Origin of the sequence: Rhodoferax sp. (assembly GCF_030653815.1) — a bacterium.
Taxonomy (GTDB): Bacteria; Pseudomonadota; Gammaproteobacteria; order Burkholderiales; family Burkholderiaceae_C; genus Rhodoferax.
In genome coordinates, this window is sequence record NZ_JAURYQ010000042.1 from 78,752 (window position 1) to 94,386 (window position 15,635).

18 protein-coding genes are annotated in these 15,635 nt (G+C 51.2%); 3 read left to right on the forward strand and 15 right to left on the reverse strand.

The genetic code is table 11. The annotated features are described in order from the left end of the window. Window positions 1-130 precede the first annotated feature (130 nt). Together Q7U49_RS16375 and Q7U49_RS16380 are read left to right on the forward strand one after the other, a co-directional pair. On the forward strand, window positions 131-409 hold the full coding sequence (locus Q7U49_RS16375) for a type II toxin-antitoxin system Phd/YefM family antitoxin (RefSeq protein WP_304766207.1): 279 nt from the start codon (window positions 131-133) through the stop codon (window positions 407-409). Then, a complete protein-coding gene (locus tag Q7U49_RS16380) occupies window positions 409-729 on the forward strand; it encodes a type II toxin-antitoxin system RelE/ParE family toxin (protein WP_304766210.1) in 321 nt (106 codons plus the stop codon). Before Q7U49_RS16375 ends, Q7U49_RS16380 begins: the two co-directional genes overlap by 1 nt. Before the next feature lie 15 nt (window positions 730-744). Here Q7U49_RS16380 and Q7U49_RS16385 read toward each other — a convergent pair whose 3' ends face one another. Next, window positions 745-1,305 carry a sugar transferase gene (locus Q7U49_RS16385; RefSeq protein WP_304766213.1) on the reverse strand — a complete coding sequence of 187 codons (561 nt, stop codon included), beginning with the start codon at window positions 1,303-1,305 and terminating at the stop codon, window positions 745-747. 263 nt (window positions 1,306-1,568) lie between these two features. Here Q7U49_RS16385 and metK point away from each other — a divergent pair, with 263 nt between their 5' ends. Then, on the forward strand, window positions 1,569-2,753 hold the full coding sequence (gene metK, locus Q7U49_RS16390) for a methionine adenosyltransferase (protein WP_304766217.1): 1,185 nt from the start codon (window positions 1,569-1,571) through the stop codon (window positions 2,751-2,753). Between the two features lie 289 nt (window positions 2,754-3,042). Here the strand turns inward: metK and rfbC are convergent, their stop codons facing one another. The 14 genes from rfbC to Q7U49_RS16465 form a co-directional block, all read right to left on the reverse strand. Then, window positions 3,043-3,585: a dTDP-4-dehydrorhamnose 3,5-epimerase gene (rfbC, locus tag Q7U49_RS16400; protein ID WP_304766220.1), complete on the reverse strand. Its 543-nt coding sequence runs from the start codon at window positions 3,583-3,585 to the stop codon at window positions 3,043-3,045. Continuing rightward, the gene (locus Q7U49_RS16405; RefSeq protein WP_304766223.1) at window positions 3,582-4,259 is read right to left on the reverse strand and encodes a glycosyltransferase; all 678 of its coding nucleotides are present in this window, start codon (window positions 4,257-4,259) and stop codon (window positions 3,582-3,584) included. Before Q7U49_RS16405 ends, rfbC begins: the two co-directional genes overlap by 4 nt. Window positions 4,260-4,584: 325 nt before the next feature. Continuing rightward, the gene (locus Q7U49_RS16410; RefSeq protein ID WP_304766226.1) at window positions 4,585-5,166 is read right to left on the reverse strand and encodes an acetyltransferase; all 582 of its coding nucleotides are present in this window, start codon (window positions 5,164-5,166) and stop codon (window positions 4,585-4,587) included. Beyond that, entirely contained in the window at window positions 5,166-5,726 is a 561-nt protein-coding gene (locus Q7U49_RS16415) for a sugar transferase (RefSeq protein ID WP_304766229.1), read from the reverse strand. Before Q7U49_RS16415 ends, Q7U49_RS16410 begins: the two co-directional genes overlap by 1 nt. 15 nt (window positions 5,727-5,741) lie before the next feature. Beyond that, window positions 5,742-6,728, reverse strand: coding sequence for an SDR family oxidoreductase (locus Q7U49_RS16420; protein ID WP_304766231.1), 987 nt, complete (start codon window positions 6,726-6,728; stop codon window positions 5,742-5,744). Then, window positions 6,725-7,969 (reverse strand): glycosyltransferase family 4 protein, encoded by a 1,245-nt coding sequence (locus tag Q7U49_RS16425; RefSeq protein ID WP_304766234.1) that lies wholly within the window; start codon window positions 7,967-7,969, stop codon window positions 6,725-6,727. Before Q7U49_RS16425 ends, Q7U49_RS16420 begins: the two co-directional genes overlap by 4 nt. A 12-nt stretch (window positions 7,970-7,981) precedes the next feature. Continuing rightward, window positions 7,982-9,130 carry a UDP-N-acetyl glucosamine 2-epimerase gene (locus Q7U49_RS16430; protein WP_304766237.1) on the reverse strand — a complete coding sequence of 383 codons (1,149 nt, stop codon included), beginning with the start codon at window positions 9,128-9,130 and terminating at the stop codon, window positions 7,982-7,984. Between the two features lie 8 nt (window positions 9,131-9,138). After that, window positions 9,139-10,266, reverse strand: a complete 1,128-nt coding sequence (locus Q7U49_RS16435; RefSeq protein WP_304766240.1) for a capsular polysaccharide biosynthesis protein CapF — start codon at window positions 10,264-10,266, stop codon at window positions 9,139-9,141. Between the two features lie 4 nt (window positions 10,267-10,270). Further along, the gene (locus tag Q7U49_RS16440; protein ID WP_304766392.1) at window positions 10,271-11,299 is read right to left on the reverse strand and encodes a polysaccharide biosynthesis protein; all 1,029 of its coding nucleotides are present in this window, start codon (window positions 11,297-11,299) and stop codon (window positions 10,271-10,273) included. 11 nt (window positions 11,300-11,310) lie between these two features. Then, window positions 11,311-12,096, reverse strand: coding sequence for an AglZ/HisF2 family acetamidino modification protein (locus Q7U49_RS16445; protein WP_304766243.1), 786 nt, complete (start codon window positions 12,094-12,096; stop codon window positions 11,311-11,313). 3 nt (window positions 12,097-12,099) lie between these two features. Continuing rightward, a complete protein-coding gene (gene hisH, locus Q7U49_RS16450; protein WP_304766245.1) occupies window positions 12,100-12,717 on the reverse strand; it encodes an imidazole glycerol phosphate synthase subunit HisH in 618 nt (205 codons plus the stop codon). Continuing rightward, entirely contained in the window at window positions 12,714-13,862 is a 1,149-nt protein-coding gene (locus Q7U49_RS16455; RefSeq protein ID WP_304766248.1) for an N-acetyl sugar amidotransferase, read from the reverse strand. Before Q7U49_RS16455 ends, hisH begins: the two co-directional genes overlap by 4 nt. After that, window positions 13,862-14,512 carry a CatB-related O-acetyltransferase gene (locus Q7U49_RS16460; RefSeq protein WP_304766251.1) on the reverse strand — a complete coding sequence of 217 codons (651 nt, stop codon included), beginning with the start codon at window positions 14,510-14,512 and terminating at the stop codon, window positions 13,862-13,864. Before Q7U49_RS16460 ends, Q7U49_RS16455 begins: the two co-directional genes overlap by 1 nt. Continuing rightward, a complete protein-coding gene (locus Q7U49_RS16465) occupies window positions 14,497-15,630 on the reverse strand; it encodes a hypothetical protein (RefSeq protein WP_304766254.1) in 1,134 nt (377 codons plus the stop codon). The genes Q7U49_RS16460 and Q7U49_RS16465 overlap by 16 nt, the downstream gene beginning before the upstream one ends. Between the last annotated feature and the right edge of the window lie 5 nt (window positions 15,631-15,635).

A 15,635-nucleotide genomic window follows, 5' to 3' on the forward strand; every position in this document is an offset into this window, starting at 1 on the left:
CCGTATTTATTCTACAGCAATGACGATAAAAGAGTTGCGTCCCCTTTATGCCCAATTTATCCGTGCATCAACACTTGACTTCAACTAAATTCGGTACTAAATTCAGACTCATCGTTGCGCCGAGGTCAACATGCAGTCCATTGCCAACATCAAGTCTATTTCCTACTTAAAAAGCCACGCTGCCCAGATTTCCGAAGACCTGGCACAGAACGGCAATCCGTTTTTCATCACACAAAATGGGGAAGCCAGCATGGTGATTGAAAGTGTCGCGCAGTTTCAGGAAAAGGAAGCTCTGATTGCGGCTTTGAAAATCATCGCCCTGGGTGAAAAAGACCGCTTGCAAGGCAAAGGCATTTCGGCCGCTGATTCACGGGCGCAGTTGCTGGCTGCACGTCAGAGCCGCAAGTAATGTCCCTCATCATTCTTCCCGGTGCGCAAGACGACTTGCTTTCGCTGCAGGAATACATGTTGGACCATTGGGGCGAAGCGTCCTGGCTGAAAGCCGAAGATGAAATTTTCGCCAAATTGGCAAAAGTCGACACTGGTCTTTTCAACGGCACGCCAGTCCAGGTACTGGCTGCGGTTGGCATTGCGGACTATCAGAACGTCTACACATCGCATCACAAGCTTGTTTACCGACGGGTAGCCAACGACACCTACGTGTATCTGGTCGCGGGGCATCGGCAGGACTTTCCGGCGCTTTTGATCAAGCGACTGCTGAAACTCTGACCCCCAACAGCGGACTCAATGCGACACCCCATCGCGCCGCAGCACCTTCACAAAGGTCAGCCACAAAATCCGAATATCAAACCATAGCGACTGGCGCTGCAGGTATTCCACATCAAGCTTCACCTTGTCCGGAATCGGCAACTCATCGCGCCCGTTCACCTGCGCCCAACCCGTCAGCCCCGGCACCAGTGCATGCACACCCTGCTGCGTGCGCAATTCAATCAAATCGTGCTGGTTAAACAGGGCAGGGCGCGGCCCCACAAAACTCATGTCACCCACCAGGATGCTCCACAGTTGCGGCAACTCGTCCAGACTGCTTTTGCGCAAGAAAGAGCCAATGGGCGTGAGATGCGCCTTGGGGTCAGCCAACAGGTGCGTGGCCACGGCGGGTGTGCCGACCCGCATGCTGCGGAACTTGGGCATTTTGAAAATGGTGTTGTTGCGCCCCACTCGGTCAGACCAATACAGCGCGGGCCCTTTGGACGTCAACCGCACCAACGCCGCAACCACCAGCACAGGCACCAGCAAAATACAGCCAGCCAAAACGGCCAGCATCAAGTCAAATAGTCTTTTCATTATTGTCAAATATCGTCATTGCAAGCCTCCCGGATCCGGCCCGATACCGCACACGAATCTTGAACAAAGTTTTTGTCACTTTACCGTATTTGTTTCACAGACAACCCAAGCTTGGCATCAGCGTCACACGGTGTATTAAAATCTTCGCATCGCCGAGTTACTGAACTACTTGCAGGGCGATTCATAAATTCTGCTAAAGCGTTCGCCGAAGCCTCCAAGCTCAAGCAGCGCGATGTTTGAACTGCTTATTGGAACTTTAAATCATGGCGAACGATTTCCTCTTTACTTCCGAGTCCGTATCAGAAGGCCACCCCGACAAGGTGGCTGACCAGATTTCTGACGCAATTCTCGACGCAATCTTCCAGCAAGACCCCAAGTCCCGCGTTGCCGCCGAAACCTTGTGCAACACCGGGCTGGTGGTGCTGGCCGGTGAAATCACCACCAATGCGCATGTGGACTACATCCAGGTGGCACGCGACACCCTCAAGCGCATTGGCTATGACAACACCGAGTACGGTATCGACTACAAAGGTTGCGCCGTGCTGGTGGCCTATGACAAACAAAGCAATGACATCGCCCAAGGCGTTGACCATGCCAGCGACGACCATCTGAACATCGGCGCCGGCGACCAGGGCCTGATGTTTGGTTATGCCTGCAACGAGACCACCGAACTCATGCCAGCCCCCATCTACTACGCACACCGGCTGGTGGAGCGCCAGGCACAGTTGCGCAAGAACGGTCACCTGCCTTTTTTGCGGCCAGACGCCAAAAGCCAGGTCACCATGCGCTACGTGGACGGCAAGCCGCACAGCATCGACACGGTGGTGCTGTCGAGCCAGCACAGCCCCGAGATGAGCAACGGCCTTACGATGAGGCCCGCCTTCATTGAGGCAGTGATCGAAGACATCATCAAACCCGTGTTGCCCAAAGAATGGCTGACCGCTGACACCAAGTATTTGATCAACCCGACCGGTCGCTTTGTGGTGGGTGGCCCGCAGGGCGATTGCGGTCTGACCGGGCGCAAGATCATTGTGGACACCTATGGCGGCGCTTGCCCGCACGGTGGCGGTGCATTCAGCGGCAAAGACCCCAGCAAGGTCGACCGCTCAGCCGCCTACGCCGCTCGCTATGTGGCTAAAAACATTGTGGCAGCCGGTTTGGCCCGGCAATGCCAGATTCAGGTGGCCTACGCCATTGGCGTGGCCAAGCCCATGAACGTGACCGTGTACACCGAAGGCACTGGCGTGATCCCTGACGACAAGATCGCGGAACTGGTTCACGAGCATTTTGACCTGCGCCCCAAGGGCATTATCCAAATGTTAGACCTGTTGCGCCCGATCTATCAAAAGACCGCCGCTTATGGCCACTTTGGTCGTGAAGAGCCCGAGTTCACCTGGGAGCGCACGGACAAGGCGCAGGCATTGCGGATTGCTGCAGGGCTGAAGTAAGTACGTTTCAAGCGTCCGTTAACTTGGTGGCTTGATCAGTACGACACCCCATAGCGTCGCAGCACCTTGACAAAGGTGAGCTACAGGATGCGAATGTCAAACCATATGGACTGGCGCTGCACGTATTCCACATCCACCTTGACCTTGTTCGGAACAGGCCGGCAGCAGATGTGCTGCAGCGTTATAAAAGTCTGGCTGATATTGAGGTTGGCCTTCGGGTGCTAAAGTCCGATCTCGAAATTGGCTCGCTGCACCACTCCTGAGAACTACCAGTATTTTTACGAAAAATTTAGTAACATTCAGCTTCCGACAGCAATTTACCTACTGCATCCTTAGACGAAACTAAAGGTTCATTCTGCAATGGCCATTTAATACCAATCGTCGGGTCATTCCAATAAATGCAACGCTCATGCTCGGGCGAATAGTAATCAGTAGTTTTATATAAAAAATCTGCTGATGCACTCATCACTAAAAATCCGTGAGCAAAACCTGGAGGAATCCATAGTTGACGACGATTTTCTGACGATAACTCGACACCAAACCATTTGCCGAAATTCGGTGAAGATGGACGAATATCAACAGTCACATCAAATACAGCACCATCGATGACTTGGACCAGTTTACCTTGAGCATTTTGAATTTGATAATGTAGTCCACGCAAAACGCCTTGAACCGATCTACTGTGATTATCTTGAACGAATCGAAAATCTGAATTAGTTATTTTCTGAAATTCCGATAAATTGAAACTTAATCCTACTTCATCTTGCGCTAGTTCAGGAGGTTCAAGAATGAGCACCTCGGGAAATGAAGTTTGTATAACTTTATATTTCATGCAACCCTCTGCTTCTTGATCGCATCATGATAACCAATTAAATTGGACTGATGCTGTCTGTAATTAACCAAACTCTTAGATATTTCATAACGGCGCCACCCGCGTTCTGCATGTTCACAGATAAATTCATCATGTGCATCAACAAAAAATCCTTGTTGCATAGTTATTTTTTTTAAGTTTGTAAAAAATCTTTTTGTGATAGAAATTGCAAAGCCAGGATAGAATTTTTCTCGTAATATTTCTGAACCAAAAATATTATCTTTTACGATATCATGATATCGTGAGCCGGTAAAATTCAAGGTCTCGTTAACTACTTCTGCCGAATGCACAACAAAATCAGCTTTGTGCACCATTATGGCTTCAACAACTCGCACTAGCTTATCTGGCGACCATTCATCATCTTGATCGCAAAATGCAATAGCATCCCCACTACAAAAACCAGCAGCCTTTAGAAAATTCAATCCATAGCCTAGTTTGGTTTCATTTTTATAAATACGCACTGGAAATGAAACGTTAGAAGCAAAGTTCTTGACAATTTCCAAAGTTTCATCAGTAGAACCATCATCTACAACAATGACCTCATAAGGAAGCAATTTTTGACAGGCTAGACTTATTAATTGATCATTTAGATATTTCGAACCGTTAAATGTAGCAAGAGCAATTGAGATTTGCATAAATTCTATTAAATATCAGCCATTAATCAAATTGAGTAAATATTGACCATCCACTGTTTTGCACAGGGATTCGCCAACTTATGACACTGCTCAGTATCAATCCAACCTTGCCTGAAGACAATCTCTTCGGGGCAGGCACCATTAGCTCGCTCTCCGCACGTTCTTCACCCACTCCTGGGTGTTTAGATACCACTGCAGCGACTTGCAGATGTCAAGATTGATCGCCGGTTTACCGGAACCAGCGATCCAGTCGAACACGACATTTGCGTCAATGAAGCCGTTACCGTCTGTGACGAGAATTGGATTCAAAACCACCTTGATTTCTTTAACAATTTTTCAATGCAACCCCTGGCTGCAAAATGGATCCCGCAGTCACGGAAACACCATAACCTAGAGAAGAGCCCGCTTGCATCCATGCGCCCCGACCCAGCACTGAGCCGCCAGCCATGCAAGCGTTCACCCCCAGATGCCCAAAATCCTCAACTTGCGCATGGTGATCTACCACTGCACCACAGTTCACAATAGCCCCCACACCCAACTGGGCTTCGGTACCCACAATCGCTCCTGCCATCACAGCAGTCCCATGCCCGACTAATGCACGAGGCGACAGAAAGGCCCTAGGGTGAATGACCGTAGCCAATTCGATGCCAACATTAACCATCTGCTTCATCAAAGCTTCACGCACAAAGTTATTGCCGATAGCCACGATGCCTTGATCGCAAACCTCTCGGTGCAATGGCATACTTTCAACAGCCCCAAGCAATGGATAACCCAATACGCGCTCACCAGCAGGCAGTGAGTCATCCAGAAAACCAATAACTTGAAATACTCCAGTCAATTCTGCAGCCTCAGCAACCGACCTGCCGTGGCCACCGGCCCCCAAGATCATTAGCCTGGTCTTGCCCATCAGTGCGACACCCCGTCACGTTGAACCACCTTCAAGAGGGTCATCCACAAAATCTTGATATCAAACCAGAAGTTTTGGCGTACTAAGTACTCCGCGTCCAGGTCCACCTTTTGGGGAATCGGCAGGTCATCCCGACCATTCACTTGTGCCCACCCGGTTAACCCTGGAACTAAGGCATGAACGCCTCTTTTCGTACGCAACTCAATCAAATCGTGTTGGTTAAACAGGGCAGGACGCGGCCCCACAAAACTCATGTCGCCCATCAAGATGCTCCATAACTGTGGCAGCTCGTCCAGGCTGCTCTTGCGCAAAAAGGAACCAATCGGTGTCAGGTGCGCCTTGGGGTCTGCCAGCAAGTGGGTAGCCACCGCAGGTGTGCCCACCCGCATGCTGCGGAACTTGGGCATTTTGAAAATGGTGTTGTTGCGCCCCACCCGGTCAGACCAGTACAAGGCTGGACCTTTGGACGTCAAGCGCACCAACGCCGCAACCGCCAGCACAGGCATCAGCAAGAAGCACCCAGCCAAAGCCGCCAGCATCAAATCAAATAGTCTTTTCATTTCTGTCTGATATCGTCATCGCGCATTTCTGCCGTCATTGCGAGCGAAGCGCGGCAATCCATGACCCCCCATAGCCCGTATCAACCCCTCTTCAACCGAAACCGGCGGCACCCATCCCAAAAGCTTACGCGCCTTATAAATATCAACCTGCAAATTCCCACAAAGCCTTTGCACTGCATCGCCCTTGCCCAGCAGCGTTGCCCCCGCTTGCATCGCCCACACCGGCACTGGCAGAAAACGTGCGGGCACCCCGGCTGCGTGCGCCATGCCACGCACCAGCTCGGTGGTGGACAGGTCTTGCCCATCACTCACTAAAAAAGTCTGGTTGGCCGCTTGGGGGTGGGTGATGCAGGTGATGATGAAATCCACCAAATTGCTAAGGGCCACCAAGCTGCGCTGGTTGTGCACCGCACCCAGCGGCAAGGGCCAGCCGCGCTGCACGGCGCGCATGAGGGCGGCAAAGTTGGCCTTCACACCGGGACCATACACCAGCGGCGGGCGGATTACGACCACCTCCATGCCGGTGTCCACAGCCAGCTGGCGTAGCCCCTGTTCGGCCTCATGCTTACTCTGTCCGTAGGCATCTTGCGGGTTGGGTGCATTGGATTCATTGAACGCTTGCCCGGGATGTGTGGACTCGCCATTCACCTTGACCGAGCTAATGAATACAAAGCGCTTTACCCCTGTGGCTGCAGCTTGGCGGGCAAGATTCAAGGTGCCTTCAACGTTGACGACACGAAACGCAGTCAGCGGATCGGCCTCGGTGTCGTGCATGACGTGGACCCGTGCGGCGCAATGCACCACAGCGGACACGCCCTCAAGCGCAATCGACCAGCCGGTAGAGGGTTCCAAGTCACCTGTCACGCGGGGTAGCACCTGCCCTGGCCACGGCTGCCCACCTTTACGCACAGCCACCGCCACCCGCTGCAACTCGTCGTCAGCCAGCAAGCGCTGGACGACTTCTTTACCAACAAAGCCTGTTCCACCGGTAACCAAAATCACGCCGTCTCCTTTGTTTTCTTATAGATGTCTGCTGCTTCATGCAGCAGCTCTTCCAATCGGTCCATCAGCAGCCCGCGACCGAACTCTTTCTGTGCAAAAGCATGGCCATTCGCACCAAGCTGAAGCCGTCGATCAGCAGGCATGGCCGCCATCTGAAGTACCGCTGCGGCAAGCCCGCCCGAATCACCCGCTGCGCAAACCAGGCCAGCATTCGCCTCTGTGATGACCTTTGCACCCTCACCATCGAGCATTCCCAAAAGTGGGACACCCGCCATCAGGTAAGACTGCACCTTGCCTGGAATGGTCATGCTGAACACCGGGTCTTTTTTCAACGACACCAGCAGCGCATCCGCATGCGCATAAAAAGACGGCATGCGCTCCACGGGAAAACGACCCAATAACAGCACGTTACCCTGCAATCCACGGCGCGCCACCTCTTCTAGAAGCCAGCCAGACTTTCGCCCATCGCCCACAATCAGCCAACGGATGGCGGCGTTGTGCTTCAACGACTCGGCAGCGTCCAGAACAGCAGGTAAGTCCTGCGCCTCACCAATATTGCCAGCGAAAAGCACATTGAACACGCCATCCAGCACGGGTACCTCAGGCGCTGGCACCAAATCAGGCTGATTAAAAATCTCTTCCGCCCAGCTTGGGAAATAGCGAATCTTCTGGGCGTCTGAACAATACTTGGCAATGCTCGCCAGAAAGGCGTGCGATTGACCCAGCACCAAGGTGCAGCGCTCATAAATGAACTTCACCAAATGCCCGATCCAGCCCAATACCCTTGGAGAGCGCACAACCCCAATTGCAGCCAACGTTTCCGGCCACAAGTCCAACGCCCAGAATACAACTGGCGTACCCTTGATCCGGCCAAGCAAGATAGCTGGCAGGCCCACCGTCACAGGTGATGGCTCAAAAACAAAGATGACATCCGCTTGTTGGCCCCGCAACCACCATGGCCCATGTAGGCAGGCCCCAAGAACAAAGCTCAGGTAATTCAAAAACAAGCGCACTGCACCTTGGCCCCGCGCCAACATGGGAACCCGCCACACCCGGGCTCCGCTGTATTGTTCAAATGCCTTGGGGTCCTGTCGGTACGCGTCAAACACACGCCCGGCCGGGTAATTGGGAATGCCCGTCAACACCGTCACACTGTGCCCACGCTGCATGAGCTCTTGCGTAAGATCATTGATTCGGAAGTTTTCGGGCCAGAAGTATTGACTGACGATCAGAATTTTCACGCGTCTGTCGTCTCAGTATTGCTTCCACACCACACGGTTCACATAGTCCGTGTAGCTGTGGATGATGCGCAGCACCTTGTCAGAGACATTGGGCATGCTGTAGTCAGCCACTTGGCGGATGCCATGCGGTTCGGTGCGGTCGGCTCCGCGCGGCTGCGTGGCCAAAATCGCCAACCCCTGACGCACACGCTCCACCTCCAGCCCCACCATCATCACGGCGGCTTCTTCCATGCCCTCGGGCCGCTCGTGCGCCTCGCGCAGGTTCAGCGCCGGAAAGTTCATGATGGACGACTCTTCGTTGATGGTTCCACTATCTGACAACACCGCACGCGCCGAGAGTTGCAGCTTGTTGTAGTCATGAAAGCCCAGCGGTTTAAGCAGTCGCACCTGCGGGTGAAAGATGGCGCCGGTTGCGTCAATGCGCTTTTGCGTGCGCGGGTGCGTGGACACAATCACTGGCAGGCCATAGTCTTCAGCCACTGCGTTCAACACCGCCACAAGCTTGGTGAATGATTGGGCCGATTCAATGTTCTCTTCACGGTGCGCACTCACCACAAAGTAGCCCTCGACCGTCAACCCCTGGCGCTCCAGAACGTCAGACGCTTCGATGCGCGGCCGATAGTGCGTCAGCACCTCAAACATCGGGCTGCCGGTCTTGATGACCAGATCCGGTGGCAAGCCCTCGCGCAGCAGGTAGTCGCGCGCAATGGTGCTGTAGGTCAGGTTCACATCAGCCGTATGGTCGACGATGCGGCGGTTGGTTTCCTCAGGCACGCGCTGGTCAAAGCAGCGATTGCCTGCTTCCATGTGAAAGATCGGAATCTTGCGGCGCTTGGCCGGAATGACCGACAGGCAGCTGTTGGTATCACCTAGCACCAACATGGCCTCAGGCTGCACTTCAGCGAGCACCTTGTCCACTGCAATGATCAGGTTGCCAATGGTGTGAGCCGCACCACTGCTGCATTCAGCGCTATTCAAAAAGTAGTCTGGTTTGCGCACGCCCAGGTCGTTAAAGAAAACTTGGTTGAGTTCGTAGTCGTAGTTTTGCCCGGTATGCACCAAGGTGTGTTCGCAATGCTCGTCCAGTCGCGCCAGCACGCGCGACAGGCGAATGATTTCCGGACGGGTGCCTACCGCTGTCAAGACTTTAAGTTTTTTCATGTTTTTTCTTACACTGGGCAAGCAAACGTATCGGGTCGCGCGCGGTCAAACACCTCGTTGGCCCAGAGCATCACAATCATCTCATCCGTGCCAATATTCGTAATGTCATGTGTCCAGCCCGGCACGGTTTCAACCACCTCTGGCTTGTCACCGCTAGTCACCAGATCATGCGTCTGGCCGGTTTGCATGTGTCGAAACTTAAATCGTGCTTGGCCTTTGATCACCAAAAACTTCTCGGTCTTGCTATGGTGATAATGGCCGCCACGAGTAATGCCGGGCACGGCGGTAAAGTAAGAGAACTGTCCGCAATCCGATGTTTTCAACATCTCGACAAACACACCACGCGCGTCTGCATGTTGAGCTAGGGTGTAGGCAAACAGCTCCGACGGCAGATAGCTCAGATAGGTGGCATACAGCGCCCGAACCAGCCCGGTGCCGACGCGCTCGGTCATAAGCGTGTCGCGGCTGTCTTTAAAAGCCTGAATCTGGCGGGCCAGCTCACCCACTGTCGTGGTGTATTGCGGCGCGACAGTAGCAAAGCCCGCGGCATCTGCGGTTGCATCGATGCCGTCCATCAATTGCAGAAAGCGTTCGATCACATCATCCACATACACCAGCGTGACCGGTGCGGTCGGGTCGTTGATCTGTATAGGCAAGCGGCGCGCAATGTTGTGGCAAAACGTCGCCACGGCCGAGTTGTAGTTGGGCTTGCACCATTTGCCAAACACGTTGGGCAGCCGGAAAATATGCGCCGGCACGTGGTACTCACGCTGCATTGCAAATAAAGCATTTTCAGCACCTAGTTTGCTAGCGCCATAGGCGTTGTCGCGGTCAGCCTGAGTGGATGAGGTGTAAACAACGGGCACCTTTCTACCTGTGGCTGCTACTACTGCGCGCACGGCCTGACACAGTGCCTGCGTCAATCCTAAATTCCCCGACACAAATTCAGTCGGGTCTTGTGGCCGGTTGACGCCAGCCAGATGAAACACGAAGTCCACCCCCTGTAGCAGCACGGGCAGTTGGGCCAACTCATCGCCACGCGTGAAGCACACTACTTGCACGTTTTTGCGCTCAGACAAATGCAACTGCAGATTTTTGCCGACGAAGCCATTGGCCCCGGTAATCAGTACCTTCATGATGCTATTCCTCAGTCACAGCTGCCTCACCTCGAGCGATGGCTTGCATAAAGCGCAGCTTCATTAGCAGCGCCTTCATTCCATGCAAATCCAACCGGGTGGTGTTGTGCGAGTTGTAATCCTCGGCCTGCGATATTTTTTGCTCACCTTGCTCCACAAACTTGCTGTAGTTCAAGTCACGCAAGTCGGGTGGCACACGGTAATAATTGCCGAGGTCTTGGGCTGCCACCATTTCTTCTCGGCTTAGCAGTGCCTCATACAGCTTTTCGCCATGGCGTGTGCCGATGGTGTTGACCTGATGCGCTGGCACATTCAACAAAGCCTTTAGCGCCTCGGTCAGCGTGCCAATGGTGGCCGCTGGGGCCTTTTGTACAAAAATATCACCGGGGTTGCCGTGCTCAAAAGCGTACAGGACCAAGTCAACCGCGTCGTCCAAAGTCATCATGAAGCGCGTCATGTTGGGATCGGTAATCGTGAGCGGCTTATCGGCACGAATTTGATCTACAAACAGCGGAATCACCGAACCGCGCGATGCCATCACATTGCCATAACGGGTGACACAAATGGTGGTGGTATCACTCTCACGCGACTTGGCCACCGCCACCTTTTCCATCATGGCCTTGCTGATGCCCATGGCGTTGATGGGGTACACCGCCTTGTCAGTGCTCAGGCAAATCACCCGCTTGATTCCGTGCGCAATAGCGGCCTCCAAAACATTCTCTGTGCCCAGCACATTAGTTTTGACCGCCTGCAACGGGTAAAACTCGCATGATGGCACTTGCTTGAGAGCAGCCGCATGAAACACATAGTCCACCCCACGCATGGCGGTGCGCACACTGTCCGAGTCGCGCACGTCACCAATGTAAAACTTCAGTTTGGCATGGTGATACCGCTTTCGCATGTCGTCCTGCTTTTTCTCATCGCGGCTTAGTATGCGTATTTCTCGCAGTTCAGAATCAAGAAACCGGCGGAGAACGGCATTGCCGAAAGAACCGGTACCACCGGTAATTAATAGCACTTGGTTGGTAAACATATTGTCATTTCCTAAATTTCTAAGGCATCGCGACATAACTGGTATTTTTGTGCGGGCGTTGGGTAGTTAATCAGTACCGCACGATACTTGCCTTTGAATACAAACAAGCTGCCCGCGGCAGCACCCACTACCCCTAAGCTGGACACCAAGTGGCCCACATGCTCCAGAGAGCCAGCGCCGCCCATGATTGTCAAGGGAACTTTAAGCACCGCCCTGAATTGGCTGGCTAAGTCCAAGTCGTAACCTTGCATGAAACCATCGCGGTCTATCGAATTGATCACGATTTCACCCGCGCCTGCGTCTTGCAACTGCTTGGCCAAGGCAACAGGGTCGGTTTTATGGACCGTTTTACCGTTGTTGGTGCAAACCTCATATTCCTTGGAAAACAGCCCGGATCTTTTACGCACATCCACCACTACCACCACCGATTGTCGTCCAACTGCTGCTGCCATCTCGGACAACAGTGCCGGGTTGGCGATGGCAGCAGCACTCACAGCCACTTTTTCCACCCCCATGTCCACAATTCGTGCCGCCTGATCCGCAGTCTTGACGCCACCGCCGTAGCACAGCGGCATGCGGCACTCTGCGGCCAGTTTGGCAATCAAACCAAAATCGGGTTCACGGCCAAGAACCGTGGCATCGATGTCCAGCACAATCAATTCGTCCGACTCTTTCTCGTTAAAGATCTTTACAGCGTTGATCGGGTCGCCTACATACTTGGGGTCTTTAAAACCCTGCGTTTTAACCAGCCCACCTTGGTGGATCAGCAAACAAGGAATGATTCGCGGACGTAGCATGGGTCAAGATACCACAAAGTTCTTTAACAGCTGCGCACCCCAATGATGACTTTTCTCGGGGTGGCATTGCACTCCATGAATGTGCCCATGCGATACCACGGCATCAAAGTCAAAACCATAGTGCGCCGTAGCGGCCACGTCGGCCTTGTCTTGCGCATCAAAATAATATGAATGCAAAAAGTAAAACTGCGGAGTTTCGTCAAACCCTTCTTTGAACAGCTCGGCACCTGCAGTGGGCTGCAAGTTGTTCCAGCCCATGTGGGGCATAGGCAAACTGGCGGCAAGCGAGTTGCTCGCAAAGGACTTTACGCGTCCAGGCACCCAGTTCAGGCCAGGCAACGTGCCTTCATCAGAGCCAGCCGCCAACATTTGCATACCAACACACACACCCATAATAGGCACGCACTTGCTCAGCACCGTTGCCTCAAGGGCTGGCCGCATGCCAGATTCATTGAGCCGCAGCATCGCGTGGTCAAAGTGTCCCACGCCCGGCAACACCAAGCGCGTCGCACCTTCAAGTTCTTGCGGTGTTTGAGCGCGCTGTGCGTCCAACCCCATGCGCTTGAACAACGTCATAAAGGCCTGAATGTTCCCTACCCCGTAGTCCACCAGCTTGATCATCGAAAATGCCTCTTTTCCAGACCCAACCATCTCAGTGCATTGGTACCCAATCTGATCAAGTCACGTTTGTTTTTGTATTCCCGAAATGTCTTTTTGGGCATATCAAACAATTGCTGCAGCTCATCCACCGTCAAGCCCAACTTGTGCGCCACATATTCAAACTCCTGCGTGAGAAAGTGCTCATCCATCTCTGGGCGCGAAATCCGATCCAGCGCTTGGTCGCGTGTCATCTGCTCCGTCATGATCAAGCTGGAGAAGTGAGCGCGGCGCTTTTCGTAGCCAAAACGGCGTGGCAACCAATAGTCTTCATAGAACCGAGTGAAGCGCGACTCGTGATGCTTGTGCAGAAAGCGCTGCCAACCAAAGTGGCGTTCCAACTCATCCTCGGCATCCTTCTTGACATAGGGCACCAAGTTCAACGGGTGATACACCTTCATGCCCAGCACTTTTTGATACCACAGCTTGTAAACCAGAATGTCCACCAGTGGAAACTCATCATTGGGTTTGCCGTCACCAAATCTTTTCCAAATATCACCAAATAGAGTTTTGTCGATGCCCAAATAACCACCCCATTCTTCCGGTTCGCGGCAACATTCGGTCGAGAAATTGGAGCCTGTGATAATGTGCTTGATCTTGTATTTGCGGGCAAACTTGTAGAGGCCGGAAAAAAAGGCCGCATCCTGCACAAGGTCCTGGTCTGGAATACCAGCCCGCAAAAAAGCCACCTGCATGCGCTTGACGGCTTCCCAGTTCACCACATCCGTATACAAATCCAAGCCCAAGCCATCGACAAGTTTTTCGATGTTGCCAACGGCTTGGTCAGTATTCCAACCTGCGTCAACGTGGAAGAGCAAAGGTCGCAAGCCCATTTTCTCTTTGGCCACATAGGCTACGTAGGAACTGTCGAGTCCACCGCTCAGACCGATAATGCAATCGAAGTCCTTGCCTTTTCCTGCTAGGCGTATTGCATCAGCCATTTGTGCCAACCGGCGCTCACCTTCGGAATCAGTATTCCAATTCGGCTTAATCAACTCTTCAAAGTTGTTGCAGTAATCACACCACCCACGATCATCGAAAGTGACATTTTGGTCAGATAAATCCATGATGCACTTAGTGCACATTGTTGTAGGTTGAAGTGTCTTCATTACTTTTTCATTTTTTCATTATCTTGGTTTTCAAACAAATCGCGAAATTCAGAGATGAATTGTTCAGGATTTTTTATATATTTGGCCAGATAGTTAAGACTTTGTTCATCAAGGAGCCACCACTTTGAATCCTCCAGTGCGGAAACCAGATCAGAAGAAAATCTATATCGAATCAATTTAGCCGGATTCCCTGCAACAATTGCATAGGGCGGCACATCTTTTGCAACGATGGCACCTGCACCAATAACAGCTCCATTTCCAATTCTCACACCTGACATGATAATTGCCGATCGACCTATCCAAACGTCATTGCCAATAGTCGTATTAAGCGGCGTGTCTAATGTATACTTAGAAAATTTTTTATTGATACTATCTCGACCAGCATAAAAAACTGGTGACATCCCAACCCAATCCATTGGATGACTCGCACCACCAATAACAACTTGATTTGCGATTGAAGTAAAACTCCCAATGTTTGCATAATAAATATCACAATCGTAACCGCAAAAACTATACCTACCCATAGTAGATGAAAAAAAAGACGTACCTGATTCTATCTTTGAGGTTGGATCAACATTTGAATAACGTATCGATGAGAGTCGCGCTTTTTTCAGAATCTTGGAGAGAAAGCTCTTTAATTTTGTAAACATGCTATTCTTAATTGCTTCTGTTTTTGTTGTGCGAAACGAAAAAATATAAAAAAATAGAATAAATAGAAAAAATCTAAAGTACTAGGAAAAAATATTGGTTCTGTAGTCGCCCTGATCCAAGCGAAGAAGATCAGACATATCGCCACGATCTTTTGTGTAACGAGTCTATTTGAAATGGCAATAAAAATTGGTGTGGTCAAAACAAAAATTAAACCTGCAACTCCATAAAACGAATGAACACGTATAAAAGAGTTATGAGGATTGCCATCAAAGTAGTGAGCTATAGATGTATTATCATAGCTTGCTCCAAATATAAGCGTCCATTCATTAATTTTATTCATATAATCAGCAATAATTTGGCCCCTAGACTCGTCGAAGACGCCTTGAGAAAACTTTGATTGTTCAATTAGCAGTTCTAATGCAGAACCAATTTTCTCATAATTGCTATAGAGATACACAGAAAGAAGTAGTGCAATTATCCCTACAAAGCGGATCGTGATTTTTCTGTCTGATTTTGATGTACTAGCATTGACGAAAATGCTGAATATTAAGATTAGTGCGCCGATTAATATCGATCCTCGACCTAACCCAAAAAATGCAACGAGCAAAGTGGCGATCGATGAAGCGATAGGTAGGCGGTTAAATTTTAGGTAACTTGTAAGTGAGTAACCGATTTGAACTACTATTAAATAGCTAGGAAGACCATTTCCGCCGGCACCAGGAATCATCAACTCAAATGGTTCCGGGTCACCCCAGTGCGCTGCAAGACCAATTGCGATAGCGAAAACAAAAATCCAGTAAAAGTATTTAAGACAAAGTAAAATATGCCCATGATCCTTTTTACTCAATTGCTGTGCTGCAATAAATATTATAGGGGCGACAGCTAAATAAAAAATCGGTGCAATCCCATGATTAAGGCTTGCCGCAGCGGGCAAGCATATTAACGCGGCCCCACTAAAAACTAATGCGTCAACTTTATTAATGGATATATATTTTCTTTCGTTGATTATATATACTAAAGCAATTATATAAGATGCAGCAATTGTTATTGGCGTCTGAAAAGCGAAGGCGACCATCAAAAGGCACAGGAAGGAAGTATCAAAAGCGATTTTTTTCATTGCTC

Bases quoted from the DNA above. Each gene is read 5' to 3' on its own strand.
- Q7U49_RS16375 (WP_304766207.1), top strand. From the start codon at position 131: ATGCAGTCCATTGCCAACATCAAGTCTATTTCCTACTTAAAAAGCCAC.
- Q7U49_RS16380 (WP_304766210.1), top strand. From the start codon at position 409: ATGTCCCTCATCATTCTTCCCGGTGCGCAAGACGACTTGCTTTCGCTG.
- Q7U49_RS16385 (WP_304766213.1), bottom strand. From the start codon at position 1,305: ATGAAAAGACTATTTGACTTGATGCTGGCCGTTTTGGCTGGCTGTATT.
- metK (WP_304766217.1), top strand. From the start codon at position 1,569: ATGGCGAACGATTTCCTCTTTACTTCCGAGTCCGTATCAGAAGGCCAC.
- rfbC (WP_304766220.1), bottom strand. From the start codon at position 3,585: ATGAAATATAAAGTTATACAAACTTCATTTCCCGAGGTGCTCATTCTT.
- Q7U49_RS16405 (WP_304766223.1), bottom strand. From the start codon at position 4,259: ATGCAAATCTCAATTGCTCTTGCTACATTTAACGGTTCGAAATATCTA.
- Q7U49_RS16410 (WP_304766226.1), bottom strand. From the start codon at position 5,166: ATGGGCAAGACCAGGCTAATGATCTTGGGGGCCGGTGGCCACGGCAGG.
- Q7U49_RS16415 (WP_304766229.1), bottom strand. From the start codon at position 5,726: ATGAAAAGACTATTTGATTTGATGCTGGCGGCTTTGGCTGGGTGCTTC.
- Q7U49_RS16430 (WP_304766237.1), bottom strand. From the start codon at position 9,130: ATGAAAAAACTTAAAGTCTTGACAGCGGTAGGCACCCGTCCGGAAATC.
- Q7U49_RS16435 (WP_304766240.1), bottom strand. From the start codon at position 10,266: ATGAAGGTACTGATTACCGGGGCCAATGGCTTCGTCGGCAAAAATCTG.
- Q7U49_RS16440 (WP_304766392.1), bottom strand. From the start codon at position 11,299: ATGTTTACCAACCAAGTGCTATTAATTACCGGTGGTACCGGTTCTTTC.
- Q7U49_RS16445 (WP_304766243.1), bottom strand. From the start codon at position 12,096: ATGCTACGTCCGCGAATCATTCCTTGTTTGCTGATCCACCAAGGTGGG.
- hisH (WP_304766245.1), bottom strand. From the start codon at position 12,717: ATGATCAAGCTGGTGGACTACGGGGTAGGGAACATTCAGGCCTTTATG.
- Q7U49_RS16455 (WP_304766248.1), bottom strand. From the start codon at position 13,862: ATGAAGACACTTCAACCTACAACAATGTGCACTAAGTGCATCATGGAT.
- Q7U49_RS16460 (WP_304766251.1), bottom strand. From the start codon at position 14,512: ATGTTTACAAAATTAAAGAGCTTTCTCTCCAAGATTCTGAAAAAAGCG.
- Q7U49_RS16465 (WP_304766254.1), bottom strand. From the start codon at position 15,630: ATGAAAAAAATCGCTTTTGATACTTCCTTCCTGTGCCTTTTGATGGTC.